At 64.8% G+C, this 16,512-nt stretch carries 18 protein-coding genes and 1 pseudogene; 10 read left to right on the forward strand and 9 right to left on the reverse strand.

Features of this window, described 5'->3' with window-relative positions:
- Positions 1-64: 64 nt before the first annotated feature.
- Both GGD66_RS23300 and GGD66_RS23305 read right to left on the reverse strand, forming a co-directional pair.
- Positions 65-1,459: an MmgE/PrpD family protein gene (locus GGD66_RS23300; protein WP_183259095.1), complete on the reverse strand. Its 1,395-nt coding sequence runs from the start codon at positions 1,457-1,459 to the stop codon at positions 65-67.
- A gap of 31 nt (positions 1,460-1,490) precedes the next feature.
- Entirely contained in the window at positions 1,491-2,384 is an 894-nt protein-coding gene (locus GGD66_RS23305) for an NAD(P)-dependent oxidoreductase (RefSeq protein WP_183259096.1), read from the reverse strand.
- 229 nt (positions 2,385-2,613) lie between these two features.
- Here GGD66_RS23305 and GGD66_RS23310 point away from each other — a divergent pair, with 229 nt between their 5' ends.
- The 4 genes from GGD66_RS23310 to GGD66_RS23325 all read left to right on the forward strand — a co-directional run bounded on the left by GGD66_RS23310 (position 2,614) and on the right by GGD66_RS23325 (position 5,936).
- Complete coding sequence (locus GGD66_RS23310) at positions 2,614-3,969, forward strand: MmgE/PrpD family protein (RefSeq protein ID WP_183259097.1); 1,356 nt, start codon at positions 2,614-2,616, stop codon at positions 3,967-3,969.
- Positions 3,970-4,012: 43 nt separating this feature from the next.
- Positions 4,013-4,402, forward strand: a complete 390-nt coding sequence (locus GGD66_RS23315; protein ID WP_008557256.1) for a carboxymuconolactone decarboxylase family protein — start codon at positions 4,013-4,015, stop codon at positions 4,400-4,402.
- Positions 4,403-4,411: 9 nt separating this feature from the next.
- Positions 4,412-5,218: an N-acyl homoserine lactonase family protein gene (locus GGD66_RS23320; RefSeq protein WP_183259098.1), complete on the forward strand. Its 807-nt coding sequence runs from the start codon at positions 4,412-4,414 to the stop codon at positions 5,216-5,218.
- A 109-nt stretch (positions 5,219-5,327) separates the two neighbouring features.
- Positions 5,328-5,936 carry a cysteine hydrolase family protein gene (locus GGD66_RS23325; protein ID WP_183259099.1) on the forward strand — a complete coding sequence of 203 codons (609 nt, stop codon included), beginning with the start codon at positions 5,328-5,330 and terminating at the stop codon, positions 5,934-5,936.
- A 6-nt stretch (positions 5,937-5,942) separates the two neighbouring features.
- Here GGD66_RS23325 and GGD66_RS23330 read toward each other — a convergent pair whose 3' ends face one another.
- The 5 genes from GGD66_RS23330 to GGD66_RS23350 all read right to left on the reverse strand — a co-directional run bounded on the left by GGD66_RS23330 (position 5,943) and on the right by GGD66_RS23350 (position 10,812).
- Positions 5,943-7,118 (reverse strand): DUF305 domain-containing protein, encoded by a 1,176-nt coding sequence (locus GGD66_RS23330; RefSeq protein ID WP_183259100.1) that lies wholly within the window; start codon positions 7,116-7,118, stop codon positions 5,943-5,945.
- Positions 7,115-7,294, reverse strand: a complete 180-nt coding sequence (locus GGD66_RS23335; protein ID WP_018320614.1) for a hypothetical protein — start codon at positions 7,292-7,294, stop codon at positions 7,115-7,117. Before GGD66_RS23335 ends, GGD66_RS23330 begins: the two co-directional genes overlap by 4 nt.
- A 179-nt stretch (positions 7,295-7,473) precedes the next feature.
- Positions 7,474-9,078 (reverse strand): alpha-amylase family glycosyl hydrolase, encoded by a 1,605-nt coding sequence (locus GGD66_RS23340; RefSeq protein WP_183259101.1) that lies wholly within the window; start codon positions 9,076-9,078, stop codon positions 7,474-7,476.
- A complete protein-coding gene (locus tag GGD66_RS23345) occupies positions 9,059-9,625 on the reverse strand; it encodes a hypothetical protein (protein ID WP_183259102.1) in 567 nt (188 codons plus the stop codon). Before GGD66_RS23345 ends, GGD66_RS23340 begins: the two co-directional genes overlap by 20 nt.
- A gap of 11 nt (positions 9,626-9,636) precedes the next feature.
- Positions 9,637-10,812: a zinc-dependent alcohol dehydrogenase gene (locus GGD66_RS23350; protein WP_183234540.1), complete on the reverse strand. Its 1,176-nt coding sequence runs from the start codon at positions 10,810-10,812 to the stop codon at positions 9,637-9,639.
- Between the two features lie 175 nt (positions 10,813-10,987).
- On the opposite strand from GGD66_RS23350, the gene GGD66_RS23355 reads away from it, so the two are divergent.
- Positions 10,988-11,770 carry an SDR family oxidoreductase gene (locus GGD66_RS23355; protein WP_092260016.1) on the forward strand — a complete coding sequence of 261 codons (783 nt, stop codon included), beginning with the start codon at positions 10,988-10,990 and terminating at the stop codon, positions 11,768-11,770.
- A 354-nt stretch (positions 11,771-12,124) separates the two neighbouring features.
- Here GGD66_RS23355 and GGD66_RS23360 read toward each other — a convergent pair whose 3' ends face one another.
- Positions 12,125-12,571, reverse strand: a complete 447-nt coding sequence (locus tag GGD66_RS23360) for a response regulator (RefSeq protein WP_049814996.1) — start codon at positions 12,569-12,571, stop codon at positions 12,125-12,127.
- A gap of 162 nt (positions 12,572-12,733) precedes the next feature.
- On the opposite strand from GGD66_RS23360, the pseudogene GGD66_RS23365 reads away from it, so the two are divergent.
- The 3 genes and pseudogenes from GGD66_RS23365 to GGD66_RS23375 form a co-directional block, all read left to right on the forward strand.
- Positions 12,734-13,977, forward strand: a pseudogene (locus tag GGD66_RS23365) (PAS domain-containing protein); the annotation flags it as partial.
- A complete protein-coding gene (locus GGD66_RS23370; protein WP_183259103.1) occupies positions 13,977-14,723 on the forward strand; it encodes a Crp/Fnr family transcriptional regulator in 747 nt (248 codons plus the stop codon). The pseudogene GGD66_RS23365 and the gene GGD66_RS23370, both read left to right, overlap by 1 nt.
- A 407-nt stretch (positions 14,724-15,130) precedes the next feature.
- Positions 15,131-15,331 carry a hypothetical protein gene (locus GGD66_RS23375; RefSeq protein WP_018320604.1) on the forward strand — a complete coding sequence of 67 codons (201 nt, stop codon included), beginning with the start codon at positions 15,131-15,133 and terminating at the stop codon, positions 15,329-15,331.
- A 180-nt stretch (positions 15,332-15,511) separates the two neighbouring features.
- Here GGD66_RS23375 and GGD66_RS23380 read toward each other — a convergent pair whose 3' ends face one another.
- The gene (locus GGD66_RS23380) at positions 15,512-15,796 is read right to left on the reverse strand and encodes a hypothetical protein (protein WP_092260012.1); all 285 of its coding nucleotides are present in this window, start codon (positions 15,794-15,796) and stop codon (positions 15,512-15,514) included.
- A gap of 254 nt (positions 15,797-16,050) precedes the next feature.
- Between GGD66_RS23380 and GGD66_RS23385 the strand changes: the two genes are divergently transcribed.
- Positions 16,051-16,257 (forward strand): hypothetical protein, encoded by a 207-nt coding sequence (locus tag GGD66_RS23385; protein WP_183259104.1) that lies wholly within the window; start codon positions 16,051-16,053, stop codon positions 16,255-16,257.
- 2 nt (positions 16,258-16,259) lie between these two features.
- The gene (locus tag GGD66_RS23390; protein ID WP_092260010.1) at positions 16,260-16,460 is read left to right on the forward strand and encodes a hypothetical protein; all 201 of its coding nucleotides are present in this window, start codon (positions 16,260-16,262) and stop codon (positions 16,458-16,460) included.
- Positions 16,461-16,512 lie beyond the last annotated feature (52 nt).

A 16,512-nucleotide genomic window follows, 5' to 3' on the forward strand; every position in this document is an offset into this window, starting at 1 on the left:
GCCGCTGACAATTCCAAGCTGGTCTCGAGATCGACCATGTTTCCCCCGTACTCTCCGGCACTTCTCATGATGCCGATCGTAAAGCCCGTTCCGTTGCGTTCAGGCGGCACTGCGCGGCGATGTCGCCTGCATTGCCGAGCTGCTCGCAATCGTCGATGAGTTGCTCGAGCCGATGCGCGCGGTCCTCACCGAGGACTCCCGCTGCCGAGCTGCGAAAGCGTGCGCGAATATCCGCAGGTGTCGCGGCAATGACGTCGGGCAGAGCGTGCCGGATGGTCCGGTCGTCGCGCAGCTGCACCGACACTTCCGCACCCTGCTTGCCGGGGAAGGCGGCGGTGAAGCCGGCTTCCGCCTTGAGCTCGGTCACCGAGATCAGGCGGATGATGTCGGCATCGTCGAGCTCGGCGTAATTGTCTTCCTCGATCTCGCCCCGCGCCAGCGTCGCCGCGACGCTGAAGGGAATGCTCATCTTGGCCTGAAGCGCATTGCGGTAGGGACCTATGGAGTCGCAGCCGGGATAGCGAACCGCGGCATCCGGCGCGCGAATGACGACCCGGTCGATCTCCTCCGCGCTGGCGAGTTCGTGCGAAACGCGTAGCGCTGCTTGCGCGGCGGTCTGCGCGAAATTGCAGGCCGGCACCGGCTTGTTGTAGACGGCCATGATCTCGCACTCCCCATTGGGAAACAGCGCGATGCTGTCCGGCGCGGCCTGGCGGCGATAAGCGGCGAACAGGCCGGCTTCACCCTCCAGTATGGTTTCCGAGCCGAAGGCGCCGGCTGCGGCCAGGCCAATTGCCTTGATCGCATTGCTGGCTGCAAAGCCCGGATGGAAATACATGTCGGAGCCACCGGCATGCGGCCACTCGTTGAGCCCGCTGGAGGTATTGGCCGCGATCGCGATCGCGCTGGTGGCCTGGTCCTCGGAAAGGCCGCGTGCAAAACTTCCCGCGAGCGCGGCGCCCAAGGGGGCCACGAGGCCGGTCGGGCGATAGAGGCGTGCGAGGTCCGAGGTCAGCAGCGCGCGGCCGATCCTTGCGCCGGTCTCATAGCCGATGATGGCTGCCGTCAGCAGTCCGGCGCCGTGCAGCGGCGTTTGTTCGGACAGCGCGAGAAGGGCCGGCCAGATCACCACGCCGTGGTGCGCGATGCTGGCCGCATGCATGTCTTCGCGCACGAGACCGTGCCCCATCACCGCATTGGCGAAAGCTGCGTCGGCTGGCGAGGAGAGTTGCGACGTCCCGATGATCGTTGCGCTGTCGCCGGCTTGCGCGATCGCAATCGCCTGGCGGCTCCAGGGATGATGGCCCGCCTCGAAGGCGCAGGACAGGAAGTCGAGCAGGCAGAGTTTTGCTTTGGCGATGACGTCCGGCCCGAAATAACCAATATCCAGCGCAAGCACGCTCCGCGCCATCTGGCGCGCGAGCGGGACCTTGCTTGATACGGTCGGGCCGGTCGTCATCGCCGGTCGTTCTCCCTGAAAGGCTGCGCGATCAGCCGCGCATCTCGACCCCGGCCCACTCTTCGAGCACCTTGGCGATCGAGGTGAAGTCGGATGAGGCGCCGTATTTGGCGTTGGTGATCGCGAGCATCTGCCGCACCACCGCGCCGCAGACCATCGGCACGCCCATCGCCTCGGCCTCGTCCACGCAAAGACGGACGTCCTTGTAGGAGAGGCCGGTAGCGAAGCCGAAATCGAAGGTGCCGGGCAGCACCGCGCGGGGGAATTTGTCTTCGGAGGCGCTGTTGCGGCCGCTGCTGGCGTTGATGATGTCGATCAGCACTTTTGCGTTGACGCCGCCCTTGACGCCCATCGCGACGGCTTCCGAGGTGATGACGAGTGCGGCGGCTGCCATCAGATTGTTGGCGAGCTTGGCGGTCTGCGCCACGCCCGGCTTGTCGCCGGTGTAGAACAGCTTGCCGAAGTTCTTCAGGATCGGCTGCACGGTGTCGTAGGTCGCCTGCGGGCAGGACACCATCACCGCCAGCGTGCCGTTGACGGCGCCCTTGATGCCGCCGCTCACGGGCGCATCCACCAGCGTCATCCCCTTGGCCTTCAGGCCTTCGGCAACGAACTTCGCTGCGCCGGGCCCAGAGGTCGAGAGATCGATGACGATCTTCGCACGGTTGCCGCTGCTGATGCCGTCCTGGCCGAGCGCAACGGCCTTGACGACGTCGGGCGTCGGCAGGCTGGCGAGCACGATGTCGGAGCGTGAAGCGACGTCGGCCGGCGAGCTGGCGAGGAGTGCGCCGCGCTTGACCAGCGGCTGAGTCGCCTCGGCCTGCGTGTCATAGACGACGAGCGAATAGCCCGCGTCCATCAATCGTCCCGCCATCGGGCCGCCCATGCGGCCCGTGCCGATTACGCCGAGAATCTCTCCCGCCATCGTCTACTCCCTGTCGCGCGATCCCGTGACGGGTGCGCCTTCTTCATCTCGTTGGTCGAACGCGTTCGCCGGCCGGTCGTCTCGGCCGCCGTCGTCGTGGCAGCGGGGGATCCCGCGCCAACGGGCCGGATTGTTATGATTGTCAGACAAGCTGTCAAGCATAACATTTAGGGTCGACAGTTTGCCGCGGATCGGCATAAGGTTCGGGAAAACGAGGAAGACGCTCCGCGTGCCGCAAGTCCCAATTCCGAGTGTGAGCAAGACGCTCGCCGATTTCGTCGCTGCTTCGTCCTGGGCGGAGGTGAAGGCGCAGAGCTTTGAGGCGCGTCGATCGATTCTCAATTTCTTCGCGACGGCGCTCGGCTCCGCGCGCGATCCCGTCGTCATGGCGGCGATGCGCACGCTGTCGCCGTTCAGCGGGGCCGCGACATCGACGGTCATCGGTCACTCGCAGCCGATGGATGCGTTGTGTGCGTCATTTCTCAATGCCATCTCGGCCAATTTGCTCGACTTCGACGACACCCATCCCGAGACGATCATTCATCCCGCCGCGCCGGTTGCTGCGCCGATATTGGCGCTTTCGGAGATGCGCAAGCTGTCGGGCCGGGAGGTGTTGACCGCGTTCATTCTCGGCGTGGATGTGGAATGCCGCATCGGCAATTCAGTCTCGCCGCGCCACTACGCGCGCGGCTGGCACATCACCTCGACCTGCGGGATTTTTGGTGCAGCGGCGGCTTGCGCGAAATTACTGGGCTTGCCCGCGGAGGGGATTGCGAATGCAATCGGGCTCGCGGCGAGCCAGTCGGCGGGCAATGTCGAGAACCTGCCCAGTGCAGCCAAGAATGTCAGCGTCGGCAACGCGGCGCGGAACGGATTGTTTGCAGCACTGCTTGCGCAGCAGGGCTATGAAGCGGCGCCCCGCGCCATCGAAGGCCCGCTCGGCTGGGCGCGCACCACGGGAGACGAGCCCGATATTGCTTGCCTGCTCGATGGTCTCGGCAAGACCTGGGAGATCGCGAAGAACACCTACAAGCCTTATCCCGCCGGCATCGTCTTTCACGCGGTGATCGACGCCTGCCTCTCATTGCGCGAGCGCATCGCTGGACGCGTCGACCAGATCGAGTTGGTGATTGTGCAGGGCTCGGCGCTGCTGCTTGCCCGCGGCGATCGCCCGGTCAACAACGAGCGCGATGCGCGCGTCAGCATCCATCATTGCGTGGCGTGCGGATTATTGCTCGGCACGGCCGGGGTGGCCGAATTCGCGCGTGAGACGGTGGTCCGGCCCGATATCGCGCAGCTGCGGCAGAAGGTGAGGGCGGAGCTGGACAGCGAGATCCCCGATGGTGCCGCGCGCGTGACGTTGCGCTTTTCGTCCGGTGAGGTCCTCACCGAGACCGTCATTTCGCCGCGTGGCAGTCTTGCTGCGCCGCTCACAGATCGCGACCTCGAGGCCAAGCTGCGCGAGGCCGTGCGGACCGGCCGAAGCGACTGGGATGCGGACCGTGTCATCGACGCAGTCTGGCGGCTCGATTCGGTCGACGACGTCGGCAATCTCCTGCAATCGCTGCGACCGGCATCGCGCTAATCAACTTCCAACTCAACTCTCTCAAGACCTGAAAGGGACGATCATGAGCAAGACCGAACTGTTCGAAAAAGGCCTCAAGGTTCGCAAGGAGGTGCTCGGCGAGGACTACGTCAACAAGTCGATTGCCGGGGCCGACGAGTTCACGCGCACCATGGCGGAATGGTCGACCGAATTCTGCTGGGGTGCCTTGTGGACGCGGCCCGGCGTCGACCGGCGCACGCGCTCGATCGTCAATCTGGCGATGCTCGGCGCGCTGAACCGGCCGCATGAGCTGAAGCTGCACGTCAAGGGCGCCCTGAAGAACGGGCTGACCAAGGAGGAGATCAAGGAGATCCTGCTCCAGGTCGCGGTCTATTGCGGCGTTCCCGCCGGCATCGACGCCTTCCGCAATGCGCGCGAGGCCTTCAATGAGGTCGACGCGGCCGGTTCCTGAGCGAATCCCATGGCTGACCCGGACTACGAGCTCTTCGCCATCCGCTACGCAACGCGGGATGCGCAGCGGAGCGAGCACTTCATCGGCGGCGACCCGCATGACGGGCCGATGCCGATGGACTATTTCATGTGGCTGGCGCGGGGAGGCGGGCGCAGCTTCGTCATCGACACCGGGTTCAACGCGGAAGTGGCCAGGCAGCGCAGGCGGAATTTCCTGCGCTGCCCGGTCGAGACGCTTGCCGCATTCGATATCGACCCTGCCGACGTCGGGGATGTGATCCTCACCCATCTGCACTACGATCATGTCGGTAATTTCGACCGATTTCCGAACGCGCGATTTCATCTGCAGGAACGCGAGCTCGCCTATGCCACCGGGCGCTATATGCAATATCCGAGATTGTCGCATTCGTTCGAGGTCGAGGACGTCTGCGGGATCGTGCGGCTGAATTACGCACGCCGGGTGCTGTTCTACGACGGCGATGCCGAGATTGCGCCCGGGCTGACGGTGCATGCGGCGGGCGGGCATTCCGCCGGTCTCCAATTCGTCCGCGTCAACACATGCCGCGGCCCTGTCGTGCTCGCCTCCGACGTCAGTCATTTCTACGAGAACATGACCAGCGAGCGTCCGTTCACGACGGCGTTTCATGTCGGCGACATGCTTGTGGGCTTCGACAAGCTGCGCGCCGCGGCACCTGATGCGGACCACATCGTCCCCGGCCATGATCCGCTCGTCATGAAGCTCTACCCGGCGCCAAGCCCGGAGCTGAATGGGATTGCGGTTCGCCTCGACGTGGCGCCGACCGCAACGCCGGCGTGACCGCGCGGAGCGAGTTCCAGGTCTGCCTCTGCACCGCGGCGGTTCGGAACCAAAGCCTTCGCCTTCGCATTCGCAATGGATCGCCGAATGCGCTTGATGGTGGAGGACGATGAGGGACAGCACGTCGGAAGTGGCCGAGGTCAGGGAGGCCGTTCACCTCTGCATCGATATGCAGAACATTTTCGCCCCCGGTGGTCTGTGGGCGACGCCGTGGATGGAGCGGGTCCTGCCGGCGATCGTCTCGATCGTTGCGCGCCACCAGGCCAGAACCATCTTCACGCGCTTCATCACGCCGCAGGATCCGGAAGACCGTCCCGGCCAGTGGCGGCGCTATTTTCATCGCTGGAGCCAGGCAACGCGCAAGCATCTGCCGCCATCCGCGCTCGAGCTCGTGCCCGCGTTGAGCAAGTTCGTTCCGCCGGCTGCAATGATCGACAAGCCGGCCTATTCCGCGTTCAGCAATCCCGCGCTTGCGGGCCGGCTGATCGACAAGAACGTCGGCACCGTCGTGATCTCGGGCGCCGAGACCGACGTCTGCGTGCTCTCGACGGTCCTGAGCGCGGTCGATCTCGGCTTCAGGGTCGTCATCGTCGAGGACGCATTGTGCAGCTCGTCCGACGTTGGGCACGACGCGCTCATGACGATGTATCGCACCCGGTTTCACGGCCAGGTCGACCTGGTGACCGCGGAGGAGCTTGCGAAGTTCTGGCGCGAGTAGGGGCGCTCAATTGACGTTGTCGGCGAGCATGTTGCGGACGGCCGTGGCGACCGCCGAAATGCCGCTCGCATCGTGCATCAGCGCGATCTCGCCCTGCTGGGCGTGGCGAATGGCATGCGCCATGATGCGGAGGCGCGGGTCTCCGCTACTCCGCCACATCCGGTCGGCCATCCTGACCGCGCCCATGTGATGCTTGCTCATGGTCTCGACGAACACCGCGTCGAACCGGTCGACCGGCGCGGCCTTGACCTGTCGCATCTCGGCCTGAGTCAGGAAGCCCGGCATGGCGGCACGCTCTTCGGTGCTGCAGTCGGGCATCTCCGTGTCGAACCAGCTCAGCCACCAGTTTTCGAAGATCCGGCTCTCGCCGGCCTGGCTCGCGACCATCAGCATCGCGAGCTTGCGCAGATGCGGGTCCTGGGTGCGCTCCATGGCGATCCGGGCCAGCTCGATGCCCTGGGCATGATGCGCCGTCATGTGACGGATATAGGTCTGGTCCGCATCCCTGTCGCGGCCCATCCAGGGCGGCTCGTAGCCGTGGCTGCCGAATAGCGCGATCACGCCGAGCAGGGCCATCACAGCCAGCGCACCGGTGATCCAGGCATTGGTGAAACGGATATCGCGCTCGGCTGCAGCGCCGCGCCTCCAGCGCAACCGGGCGAACAGGGGATACATCAGGGCCGAGGTGCCATGAACAAGCAGGCCGATCCAATAGGGCTGCTGCAGCGTGAACTGCGGCTGCCAGAACGGAAACAGCGGCACCAGCACGAACCATTCCGTGGCCGACGAGAACGCGGCCCAGGGCAGCGCGAGCAGCAGGATGGTCGCCGGCCGCAACTCGGCGGTCCAGCGTCCGAGCACACCGAAGAACGCCAGCGCCCAGGAAAAATCCGCCCATTGATGAAAGGCGATCCCGATCAGGACCGCACTCCATGACGGCTCCGCGCTGATCGCCCAGTCGCGCGCGGGGATGGCGGCGACCGTCATCCAGTCGACCGCGGCATCGCGGCCGATCCGCGCGGCGAACAGCTGGCTGACGATGGTCGAGAAGGTGCTGCTGATCAGGCCGAGTTCGGCGGCGGCAATCCAGCGCGAACGTCGTCGTCTCCCCGTGACCCGCGACAGGCCTTCGTCAGTGCGCCGCGCTGCGTTGGCAAGTGCTGGTCGCGGCTCTGCGTTCACGTCAGCTGCTTGAGCTTCTTCAGCGGGTTGAGCTCGCTCGGCTTGTCCCGTTCGTCGCGGCCGCGCTCGGCCTCGGCCTTGCCGTCATCGTGCAGATCCTGGTCGCCGATGATCTCGCCGACGGCTTGCCTGGTCTTGCCGACGATGCGTTGCTGAAGTCCCTTTGTCTTGCCCATGGCTAGTTTCCAAATGGCTGTCTCCAAGGTGACCTGCCTCCCAGACCCACGCCGCTAACCCCGGCGCCTGAAGGGGCGGTGAGCGCCGGGGTTGCGGTTTCGTGCAGTCTGCCTCCGGCAGGGGGGACGTCGGAGGCGTTGATCAGACGCTCTGCCGCGCGGATGGTTCCTCGCGGCCTTCAGCGCGGATCGAGCGCGATGATCACGCCTTCATTGCCCCGGAGCAGGATGGAAGCATCCGGTAACGGCTCCGGCGGCCGGTCGAGATGCGTCGACATCAGCAGGCGGCCGCGGCCCAGCCAGTGCCATTTGCGCGGCTCGGCGGCGATGTTGAGCGCGACCAGAAATTCGTTGCGGCCGTCGGTCCGCTTGTAGGCGAGAACGTCGTTCTGCGCGCGCAGCGGCTCGTGTCCGCCGTGATGCAGGCCCGCATGCTCGCGCCGCAGCGTGATCAGCGCGCGAAACAGCGCCAGGATCGAATGCTCGTCGCGCCGCTGCCCGGCAACATTGGCCGCGCCATCCGGGGGCTCCAGCGGCAGCCACGGACGGCCCGTGGTGAAGCCGCCGTCGGGGCTGTCGTCCCATCGCATCGGTGCGCGCTCGGGATCGCGGCAGAGGCCATATCCCGGCACCAGCCTCTCGAAAGGATCATGGACGCGGTCGGGTGGAATGGGCACGCGCTTGCGGCCGATCTCGTCGCCCATGAAGAGGAACGGCGTTCCCCGCAGCGTCATCAGCAGCATCGCCAGCACGCGCATTTGCGCTTCGCCGATCCTGCTGGCGACCCGCTGCCTGTCGTGGCCGCCGACGACCCAGACCGGCCAGGCGTGCTCTGGGATGGCGTTGAAATACGCATCGATCGTTGCCTGCAGCGAGAGAGCGTCCCATTGCGAGTCGAGCAGGGCGAAACTGAGCGGCAGATGCAGGCGCGGCTTGTCGTTGCCGTAGAAGTGGCCGATGCGGTCGGCCTTGCCCTGGACTTCGCCGCAGAGCATGCGCCCCCGATAGCCGTCGATCACCTCGCGGATGAATTCGATACAATCCATCGTCTCCGGCCGGTCGTCGGTGAAGACGGGCGTCTGGCGCTGCGGCGGCGGCTTGCTCCCGGCCGCCGGATTGGGCGGGTTGTCGCGCAGCAATTCGTCCTTGATCAGGACCGCGCTGGCATCGACGCGAAAGCCGTCGACGCCGCGGTCGAGCCAGAACCGCATCACGCCCGCGATCGCGCCGCGCACCTGCGGATTGCGCCAGTTGAGGTCGGGCTGCTCGACCAGGAAGGAATGATAATAGTATTGCCGCCGCGCCTCGCACCATTCCCAGCCGCTGCCGCCGAAGCGGCTCAGCCAGTTGTTGGGCGGCCCGCCGTTCTCGGCCGCATCGGCCCAGATGTACCAGTCTGCCTTGGCGCTGGCGGGCGAGCTGGAGCTCTCGACGAACCATTCGTGATCATCGGCGGTGTGATTGGGGACGAGGTCGAGGATGAGCCGGATGCCTTCGGCGTGCAGAGCTTCGAGCAGCCGGTCGAAATCCTCGAGGCTGCCGAAGGCAGGATCGATCGCGCAATAGTCGGAGATGTCGTAGCCGAGGTCGCGGAACGGGCTTTTGTAGATCGGCGTCAGCCAGACTGCGTCGACGCCGAGCCATTTCAGGTAGTCGATGCGCGACAGCAAACCGGCGAGATCGCCCTTGCCGTCGCCGTTGGAGTCCTGGAAGGAGATCGGTGCGATCTCGTAGATGACGGCGGATTCCCACCACGCAGCTTTATCACGGGACTCGACGCTCATCGCCTTGCTTCACCTCATTATCGGCGGGCGCTGCGATCTGCCTGGCCGCCGTTCTGACGCTCTCGATGCCCTTGGGGAAGCCGCTGCGGTTCGGATACAGCTTGCGCCGTGCCTCGCGCGGCGGCCGCCTCGGCTTGGTGTCCTGCGCGGCGCGGTAGTCGAGCATGGCGATGCCGCCGACCATCAAGAGCGCCAGCGCGATGTTGCCCTTCTTGGGATTGTCGGCTGTCAGCCCCGACAGCAGCGCGGCGGCATCGAGACCGTCGCCGCCGACGCGGGCCCACAGGCCGGCGTTCTTGTCGACTGACAGCGACATGATCCCGGCCAGGATCTCGCGCACGCCGAAGGCGCGGACCATGGTCTCATGGCCTTCCATGCCCAGCGTTTCCGTGACGCGTCTCGGCGCGAAGAATTCGACGACGCCAAGGCCGATGCTGAACCAGCCGAGCGCGCGGGCGAGCTGATCCTCCGGCCGCTTCAGGCTCGGCCCGCCCTCGACGATTTTCGGATCGCCCTTGGTGCGGACGATGTTGGAGAAATGAAACATGGCTTGCTCCTTCAGGGCCTCAGCACGACCTTAACGCAGGAGTCGCGCTTGTCGCGAAACACCTGGTACATCTCCGGTCCTTGTTCGAGCGGGACGGTGTGGGTGATGACGAAGGAGGGATCGATCTCGCCCTCCTCGATGCGACGGAGCAGGTCGTCGGTCCAGCGGTTGACGTGGGTCTGGCCGGTCCGCATCGTCAGGCCCTTGTTCATGAACGCGCCCATCGGCAGCATGTCGGACAGGCCGCTGTACACGCCGGGCACCGAGATGATGCCGCCGGGCCGGCAGACATAGATCATCTCGCGCAGCACGTGGGGCCGGTCGCTTTCCGCCATCACCATCTGCTTGGCGCGGTCGAGCAGCGTGTCGGGCAAGGAGGCCATCACGTGCGATTCCATGCCGACGCAGTCGATGCACTTTTCCGGTCCCCTGCCGTCGGTGAGCTCGTTCAGCCGCTCCACCACGCTCTCGGTTTCGAAGTTGATGGTGGTGGCGCCGCCGGCCTCCGCCATGCTGAGCCGTTCGGGCAGGCAGTCGATCGCGATCACCTGGTTGGCGCCGAGCAGGATGGCGCTGCGGATCGCCATCTGCCCCACGGGACCGCAGCCCCAGATCGCGACGGTGTCGGTCGGCTCGATGTCGCATTGCACGGCGGCCTGCCAGCCGGTCGGGAAGATGTCGCTGAGGAACAGCAGCTGCTCGTCGGGAATGCCTGGCGGCACCTTGATGTGGGTGGCATCGGCATAGGGCACGCGGAGATATTCGGCCTGGCCGCCTGGATAGCCGCCGGTCAAATGGGTGTAGCCGAACAGGCCGGCCGTCGTGTGTCCGAACACTTTGTCGGCCAGATGGCGCTTGCGGTTGGTGGTCTCGCATACGGAAAAATTGCCGCGCTTGCACTGGTCGCATTCGCCGCAGATGATCGTGAAGGGCACGACGATGCGATCGCCCTTCTTCAGCTTGCCGTCGACGCCGGAGCCGACCTCGACCACTTCGCCCATGGTCTCGTGGCCCATGATGTCACCGGGCAGCATGCCCGGGATGAAATTGTGGAAGAGGTGCAGGTCGGAGCCGCAGATCGCGCAGCTCGTGACCTTGATGATGGCATCGCGCGGGTCCTGGATCTCCGGATCGGTGACGGTGTCGCACCTTATGTCCTCCTTGCCGTGCCAAACCAGCGCCTTCATCCTTCCGTCCTCCCGACTGAACCAGTTGGCCATCTAAGTCGAGGGGTGAACGATGGTTGCTAACGCCGCGCGCAAATTCTTCGCACTGCACCGGCTGGCGCAAATCGCGACGCGGATAGGAACGAGGGCGCAGGGCAGTGATTGGGCGTGATCAACCTCAAGCGAGGACACGCTCATGCCCGCCAATCAACTCGCAATCGTCACCGGCGCTTCCACCGGTATCGGCCTGGAACTCGCAAGGTGCTGCGCCCAGGCGGGTTTCAACCTCGTCATCGCGGCTGACGAGCCGATGATCGAGCGGGTGGCGGTCGATCTGCGCAGGCTCGGCGTCAGCGTTGAGCCCGTCGAGGCCGATCTCGCCACCACCGAGGGCGTCGACAAGCTCTGCGCCGCGGTCGGCGACAGGCCGATCGACGCGCTGCTGGCCAATGCCGGAATCGGGCTCGGCAGGGCGTTCCTCGATCAGGATTTTGCCAGGGTCAGGCACCTCGTCGACACCAACATCACCGGCACGCTCTATCTGATCCATCGCGTCGGCAACGAGATGCTGCGGCGCAAGTCCGGACGCATCCTGATCACGGGCTCGATCGCCGGCTTCACGCCCGGCAGTTTCCAGGCGGCCTATAACGCCAGCAAAGCGTTCCTGGACTCATTCTCGTTCGCGCTGCGCGAGGAATTGCGTGACAGCGGCGTCACCGTCACCTGCCTGATGCCGGGCGCCACCGATACCGAGTTCTTCCGCCGCGCCGGGATGATGGACACCAAGGTCGGCACCGAGCAGAAGGACGGCGCCTACGACGTCGCCAAGGCGGGGTTCGATGCGATGCTGCGCGGCGAGTCCGATGTCGTCACCGGGCTGAAGAACAAGATCCAGAGCACGGTCGCCAACGTCACCCCGAACGAGATGCTGGCCAGGCAGCATCGCAAGATGGCCGAGCCGGGAACGGCGAAGTCGTAGGGCGATGTCGTCGCAACTTCCGCGGCGCTGCCCGGCTGAACCGGCGGACTGACAAAAGGAGGAAAGCCGATTCACATAGCCTAATGCGCGGCGGCCCCGAAGCGGTCACATTGCCCGGGCTGGAAAGGGGGCTGCGATGGCGATGGATCGCATCGAACAGGCCTTTGTCGCGACCGCGATCACGGGTTTTCTCGTGATGGTGGCGGCATTTACCTGGATGATGATGAGCTGACGCGGAAAGGCTTGCCGTCTTGCGCGTCGCGCTACCTTACGTCGCCGTTGTGTTGTGCCTGGCGGTGACCGCCTGGCTCGCCTTCGCGCATCTGTTCTGATTCCCGTTTGGTTGCGGCTCGCTCATCCCGCAGGCGCAGCCCGTTCAGGCGACGATGGCTGCGGCGACGACGGTTGACCGTCGACGAGGCTCGCCAGATTCTGCACCATGGCCACGATGTCGATCGGCTTCTCCCAGATCGGCACGTCCTGGAATTCCGGCTCGATGCTGATCCTGTCGTAGCCCGTGGTGAACACGAAGGGCACCTGGCGTGCCCTAAGCTCTCGGGCGACGGGAAAGATCGGCTTGGCGCGGATGTTCACGTCGAGCACGGCTGCATCCAGAACGCCGCCATCGTGCAGCATTTCCACCGCATCCTCGATGTGGCCGACGGGACCGGCGATCTCCGCGCCGAGCGCGCGCAGCGCCTTGCCGATGTCATCGGCGAGAAAATATTCATCCTCGACCACGAGGATACGGCGACCCGTTAGTGGGGAGCTTAGCCTAGGCGGGGTGGTGGAGACAGACATGATCCCTCCAGCAAGCCTGCCGGACCGATGGGAACATAGGGTCGGAGGCCGGTTTGGTCCCAACGATGGAAGCCGGGGTGGGTTCCATGGCCAAACGCGACTCCATCATCATTTGCCTTTGATCCGTTGGGAGAATGTCGATTTTTGCTATGGTAGGGGCCAGTGCGCACCGAGCATGTCGAGCGTCCCGGGAGCGAGCTGCGCGCGCCACAGGCGAGCGCCTCCAGGCCACATTTCGAGGAGTTCGCGAGCAACCCTGAAGAGCATCCCTGAGTAGCCGAAACCGTCCACGAGGATACCAGTCTCTCAACGAGGAGTTACATTTGGCCCACGAGGAGCCCGGAGCTTCGCCCGAGGAGTTGCAGTTGGTCAACGAGGAGCTGACCATCATCAACGGCGAGCTGACGCACCGTGTCGAGGAATTGACGCGCGCCACCCGCGATCTCAAGAGTTTCCTGGAGAGCACGCGCATCGCGACCGTCTTTCTCGACAATGAGCTGCGCGTGATGAACTTCACACCGGCAATTACCCAGCTCCTGCATCTCGTGGAGACCGACACGGGCAGGCCCATCACTCACATCAAGGCGCGCATCCCGATCGAGGAACTCTATGACGACATTCGCCGCGTGCTGCGTACGCTTGCGAGCGCCGAGCGTGAGCTGAGCGCGCTGGATGGCGACACGCGCTACATCGTGCGCATCCTGCCTTATCACAGCATCGACGATGTCATCGCTGGCGTTGTCATCACCTTCATCGATGTTCCGGCGATCACCCGCGCCGAGGAGCGGCAGCGCCTGCTTTTGGCCGAGCTGCAGCACCGCGTTCGCAATACGCTCGGCGTGGTGCGCTCCATCGCCCGCCGTTCGGCCGAATCCGCCACTACTGTCGAGGAATATGCTTCCCATCTCGACGGACGGCTGAACGCGTTTGCCCGCACCCAGGCGCTGGTGACACGCGATCCCGAGGGCGGTGTCGATCTGGAATATCTCGTGGTCGAGGAGCTTCTCGCTTATAATGCCCGCGAGGGCGAGCAGATGCAGGTCTCAGGTCCCAAGGTGCGCTTCCAGCCCAAGGCCGCCGAAACGTTCGCGCTCGCGATCCACGAGCTTGCGACCAACGCGCTGAAATATGGCGCCTTGAGCCAGCCGAGCGGGCGTATTGAAATCGGCTGGCGCATCGACGAAAGCACGGAGCCCGCGGAGCTGGTGTTCGAATGGCGCGAGCGCAGCGGGCCACAGGTCAAGCCGCCGCCGCGAAAGGGCTTTGGCACGGAGCTTCTGGAGCGCACGCTGGCGTTCGAGTTCAAGGGGCTGACCTCCCTGGCATTCGACCCCCCGGGGCTGCAATGCACGATCGCTATTCCGCTGAACAAGCGCACGTTCCACACACCGGCGATGGCTGACTGATGTCCTTGTCGACCTCCGATCGCAGCCTGGTGGAGCTGGTCATTCGCCGGCTGAACGTGATGCGGCGGTTGTCGTCGGAGGCCCGTGCGTCGCTTGAATATGCGTTGCTCGAAGGTCTCGAGCGCGCCGGGGCGAGTGAAGACTTGATCTCGGAGGGCGATCCCGTTGACAGCGTCCGTGTGGTGCTATCAGGCTGGCTCTGCCGCTACAAGACGCTCGAGGACGGCCGGCGCCAGATCGTCAATTTCATCTTTCCGGGCGAGAGCTGTGACGCGCACGCGTTCTTGCTCCCCGTGATGGACCATTCCATCGCGACAATGACGCCGGTGGTCTACGCCGAGATCAAGCGCGCACGTTTCGAAAGTCTGACGATGAGCGATCGCTCGCTCGCCGAGGCGTTCTGGTGCGAGACCCTCGTCAACAACGCCATCCAGCGCGAATGGGCCATTAACCTTGGTCGCCGCACCGCCCTGGAGCGCGTGGCGCATCTATTCTGCGAGATATTCGAGCGGCTTCGACCCGTCGGGATGGTCGACGGCAATTCCTGCGTCATGCCGGTCACGCAGATGGATCTTGCCGACGCCACCGGGTTGTCGGTGGTGCATCTTAACCGGACGGTGCAGGAGCTGCGTGCGACCGGTCTGATCGTGCTGCGCGACCGCACGCTCACCATCAACGATCTCGACGCGCTCAAGGACGCGGCGTTGTTCTCGCCGAACTACCTGCAGCTCTATCGGCCCGATTGATCGAGGCCGGGACAGCCGGCTAGCCGAGACCTTCGGTGCGTCCGGGACTGGCCGGCTCGCCCCCCCTGAAGTGCCGTGCATTCGGCTCGCTTGCGATACTCCTCCGCCATTTCCAGCAGCGCAGTCCGCGTTGCGGGGGAGGAGCTGAGAGCGGCCTGGCTCTCGCAGATTTTCTGCAGTCGGCGATAGTCGTCCATTTGCGCCAATCCAAGCCGGTCACTCGATGTTGCCAGATTAGCAAATTTAGTCACCGACTAATTTAACCTAGGTTATGCCGCGACCATGGGATGCGCCTGGCCTGCAACCGCTGCGCTTCTGGAACGTTCTAGAACCATCGCTATGCGCGATGACCTCAATCGGTAAGAACGCAACGGAGCGCTCCGACCCAGTGATCAGGGAGAACGCCCATGTTGACGCGGCGTCGAGTGAAGCAAACGGATCTGTTGGAGATGCGTCTGACCGCCGAAGCGGAGCGGCTGCGCGAAGAAGCCAAGTCGCTTCCGCCCGGAGCGGCGCGCGACGAGATGTTGCGTAAGGCGCGCCAGGCGGAGACCGGGTCCCAGATGAGCGAGTGGCTGCGCTCGCCGGGCTTGCAGCCGCCGGTTTGACGCCGGCTTGGTCTGGCGTGTGAACGGAGCGAAGCGTGCAGCAGTTCAGGCGGCACGCGCCGGGAACGGGTTAGATGTCGGCGCGTACCGATGCGCTGATGTCGTGGGCAGAAACCGGAAAAATGAGCGCCACGTCCATCGTCCCCGTTGTGTCCGGTTGTCACCCGGCGGTGCCTTCCGTCAACGCCGCTTCGCGGCTTTGGTTCGCCGGTTGTAGGGTGAGCGGTTGGCCGGACGCAGCGAAATCCCTTCGCGCTGCGCCTTGCTGCGAATGGCCGCGACCGGGCGCTGCAACTTGATGCTCATCACGCCCGTCGGCGTGTTTCCCTTCGCGAGCTGCTTCAGCTTGCTCACATCCGCAGGCGTCCACGGCTGACGCGCGCGGCGCTTGTACGCGGGATTGGCCTTGCGTGGCCCCTTGCGGCCGATCGGGGAGCCCGGCCGTTTCCATGCTGTCTTCGCCATGATGTTTCTCCTTCAAGTCGTTCTTGAACATGCGAATCAGCAATTCGGTTCCGGCGCAGTCGATTATCGTGACGAACGGCACGCGAGCACGAGGGACGATGACGTGCGGCCGTCCTCGCGCAAAATCGCGCAGCTTTAACTTTTTGAAATGCCGGAACCCGCCGTTGCGACGGAAGCTGAATGACAAGAGAACCTCGACCCCGGCGGCCCCGCCGGCGCCGATTTCCGTCCAACCGAAATCACCGTGAACAACAATGACCGCCAAACGCAACCGCAGGAAACAGACCCAATCGCTCCAGGAGCGATTGGCCGCATTTGCCGAAAACGCCCGCGAGCGCGCACTCAGCCTGCCGCCTGGCAAGGAACGCGAGCTGCTGCTGCAGCGCGCCAAGCAGAACGACGTGACCTCGAACCTGACGGACTGGCTGAGCGCACCGGTCTGCACGAGACGAGGAGAATGACGATGCGCAACTTCAAGCACTACCGCGCGTTCCAGATCGATCCGGACGGGCATGTGTTCGGATGCATCAATCTCGTCTGCGATAATGACGAGCAGGCCAAGCGCGAGGCCGCCTCGCTCGTGCTGGCCCATCGCATCGAGCTGTGGCGGCTGGACCAGCGTATCGCGAAATTCGATACGCCGCAGGACGTGGCGCGCCAGTAGCGGCAAGGAACCGGTTGCTGCCCCCCGGGTTGGTCGGATGATACCGACTCGC

Origin of the sequence: Bradyrhizobium sp. CIR48, assembly GCF_014198315.1 — a bacterium.
GTDB lineage: Bacteria > Pseudomonadota > Alphaproteobacteria > Rhizobiales > Xanthobacteraceae > Bradyrhizobium.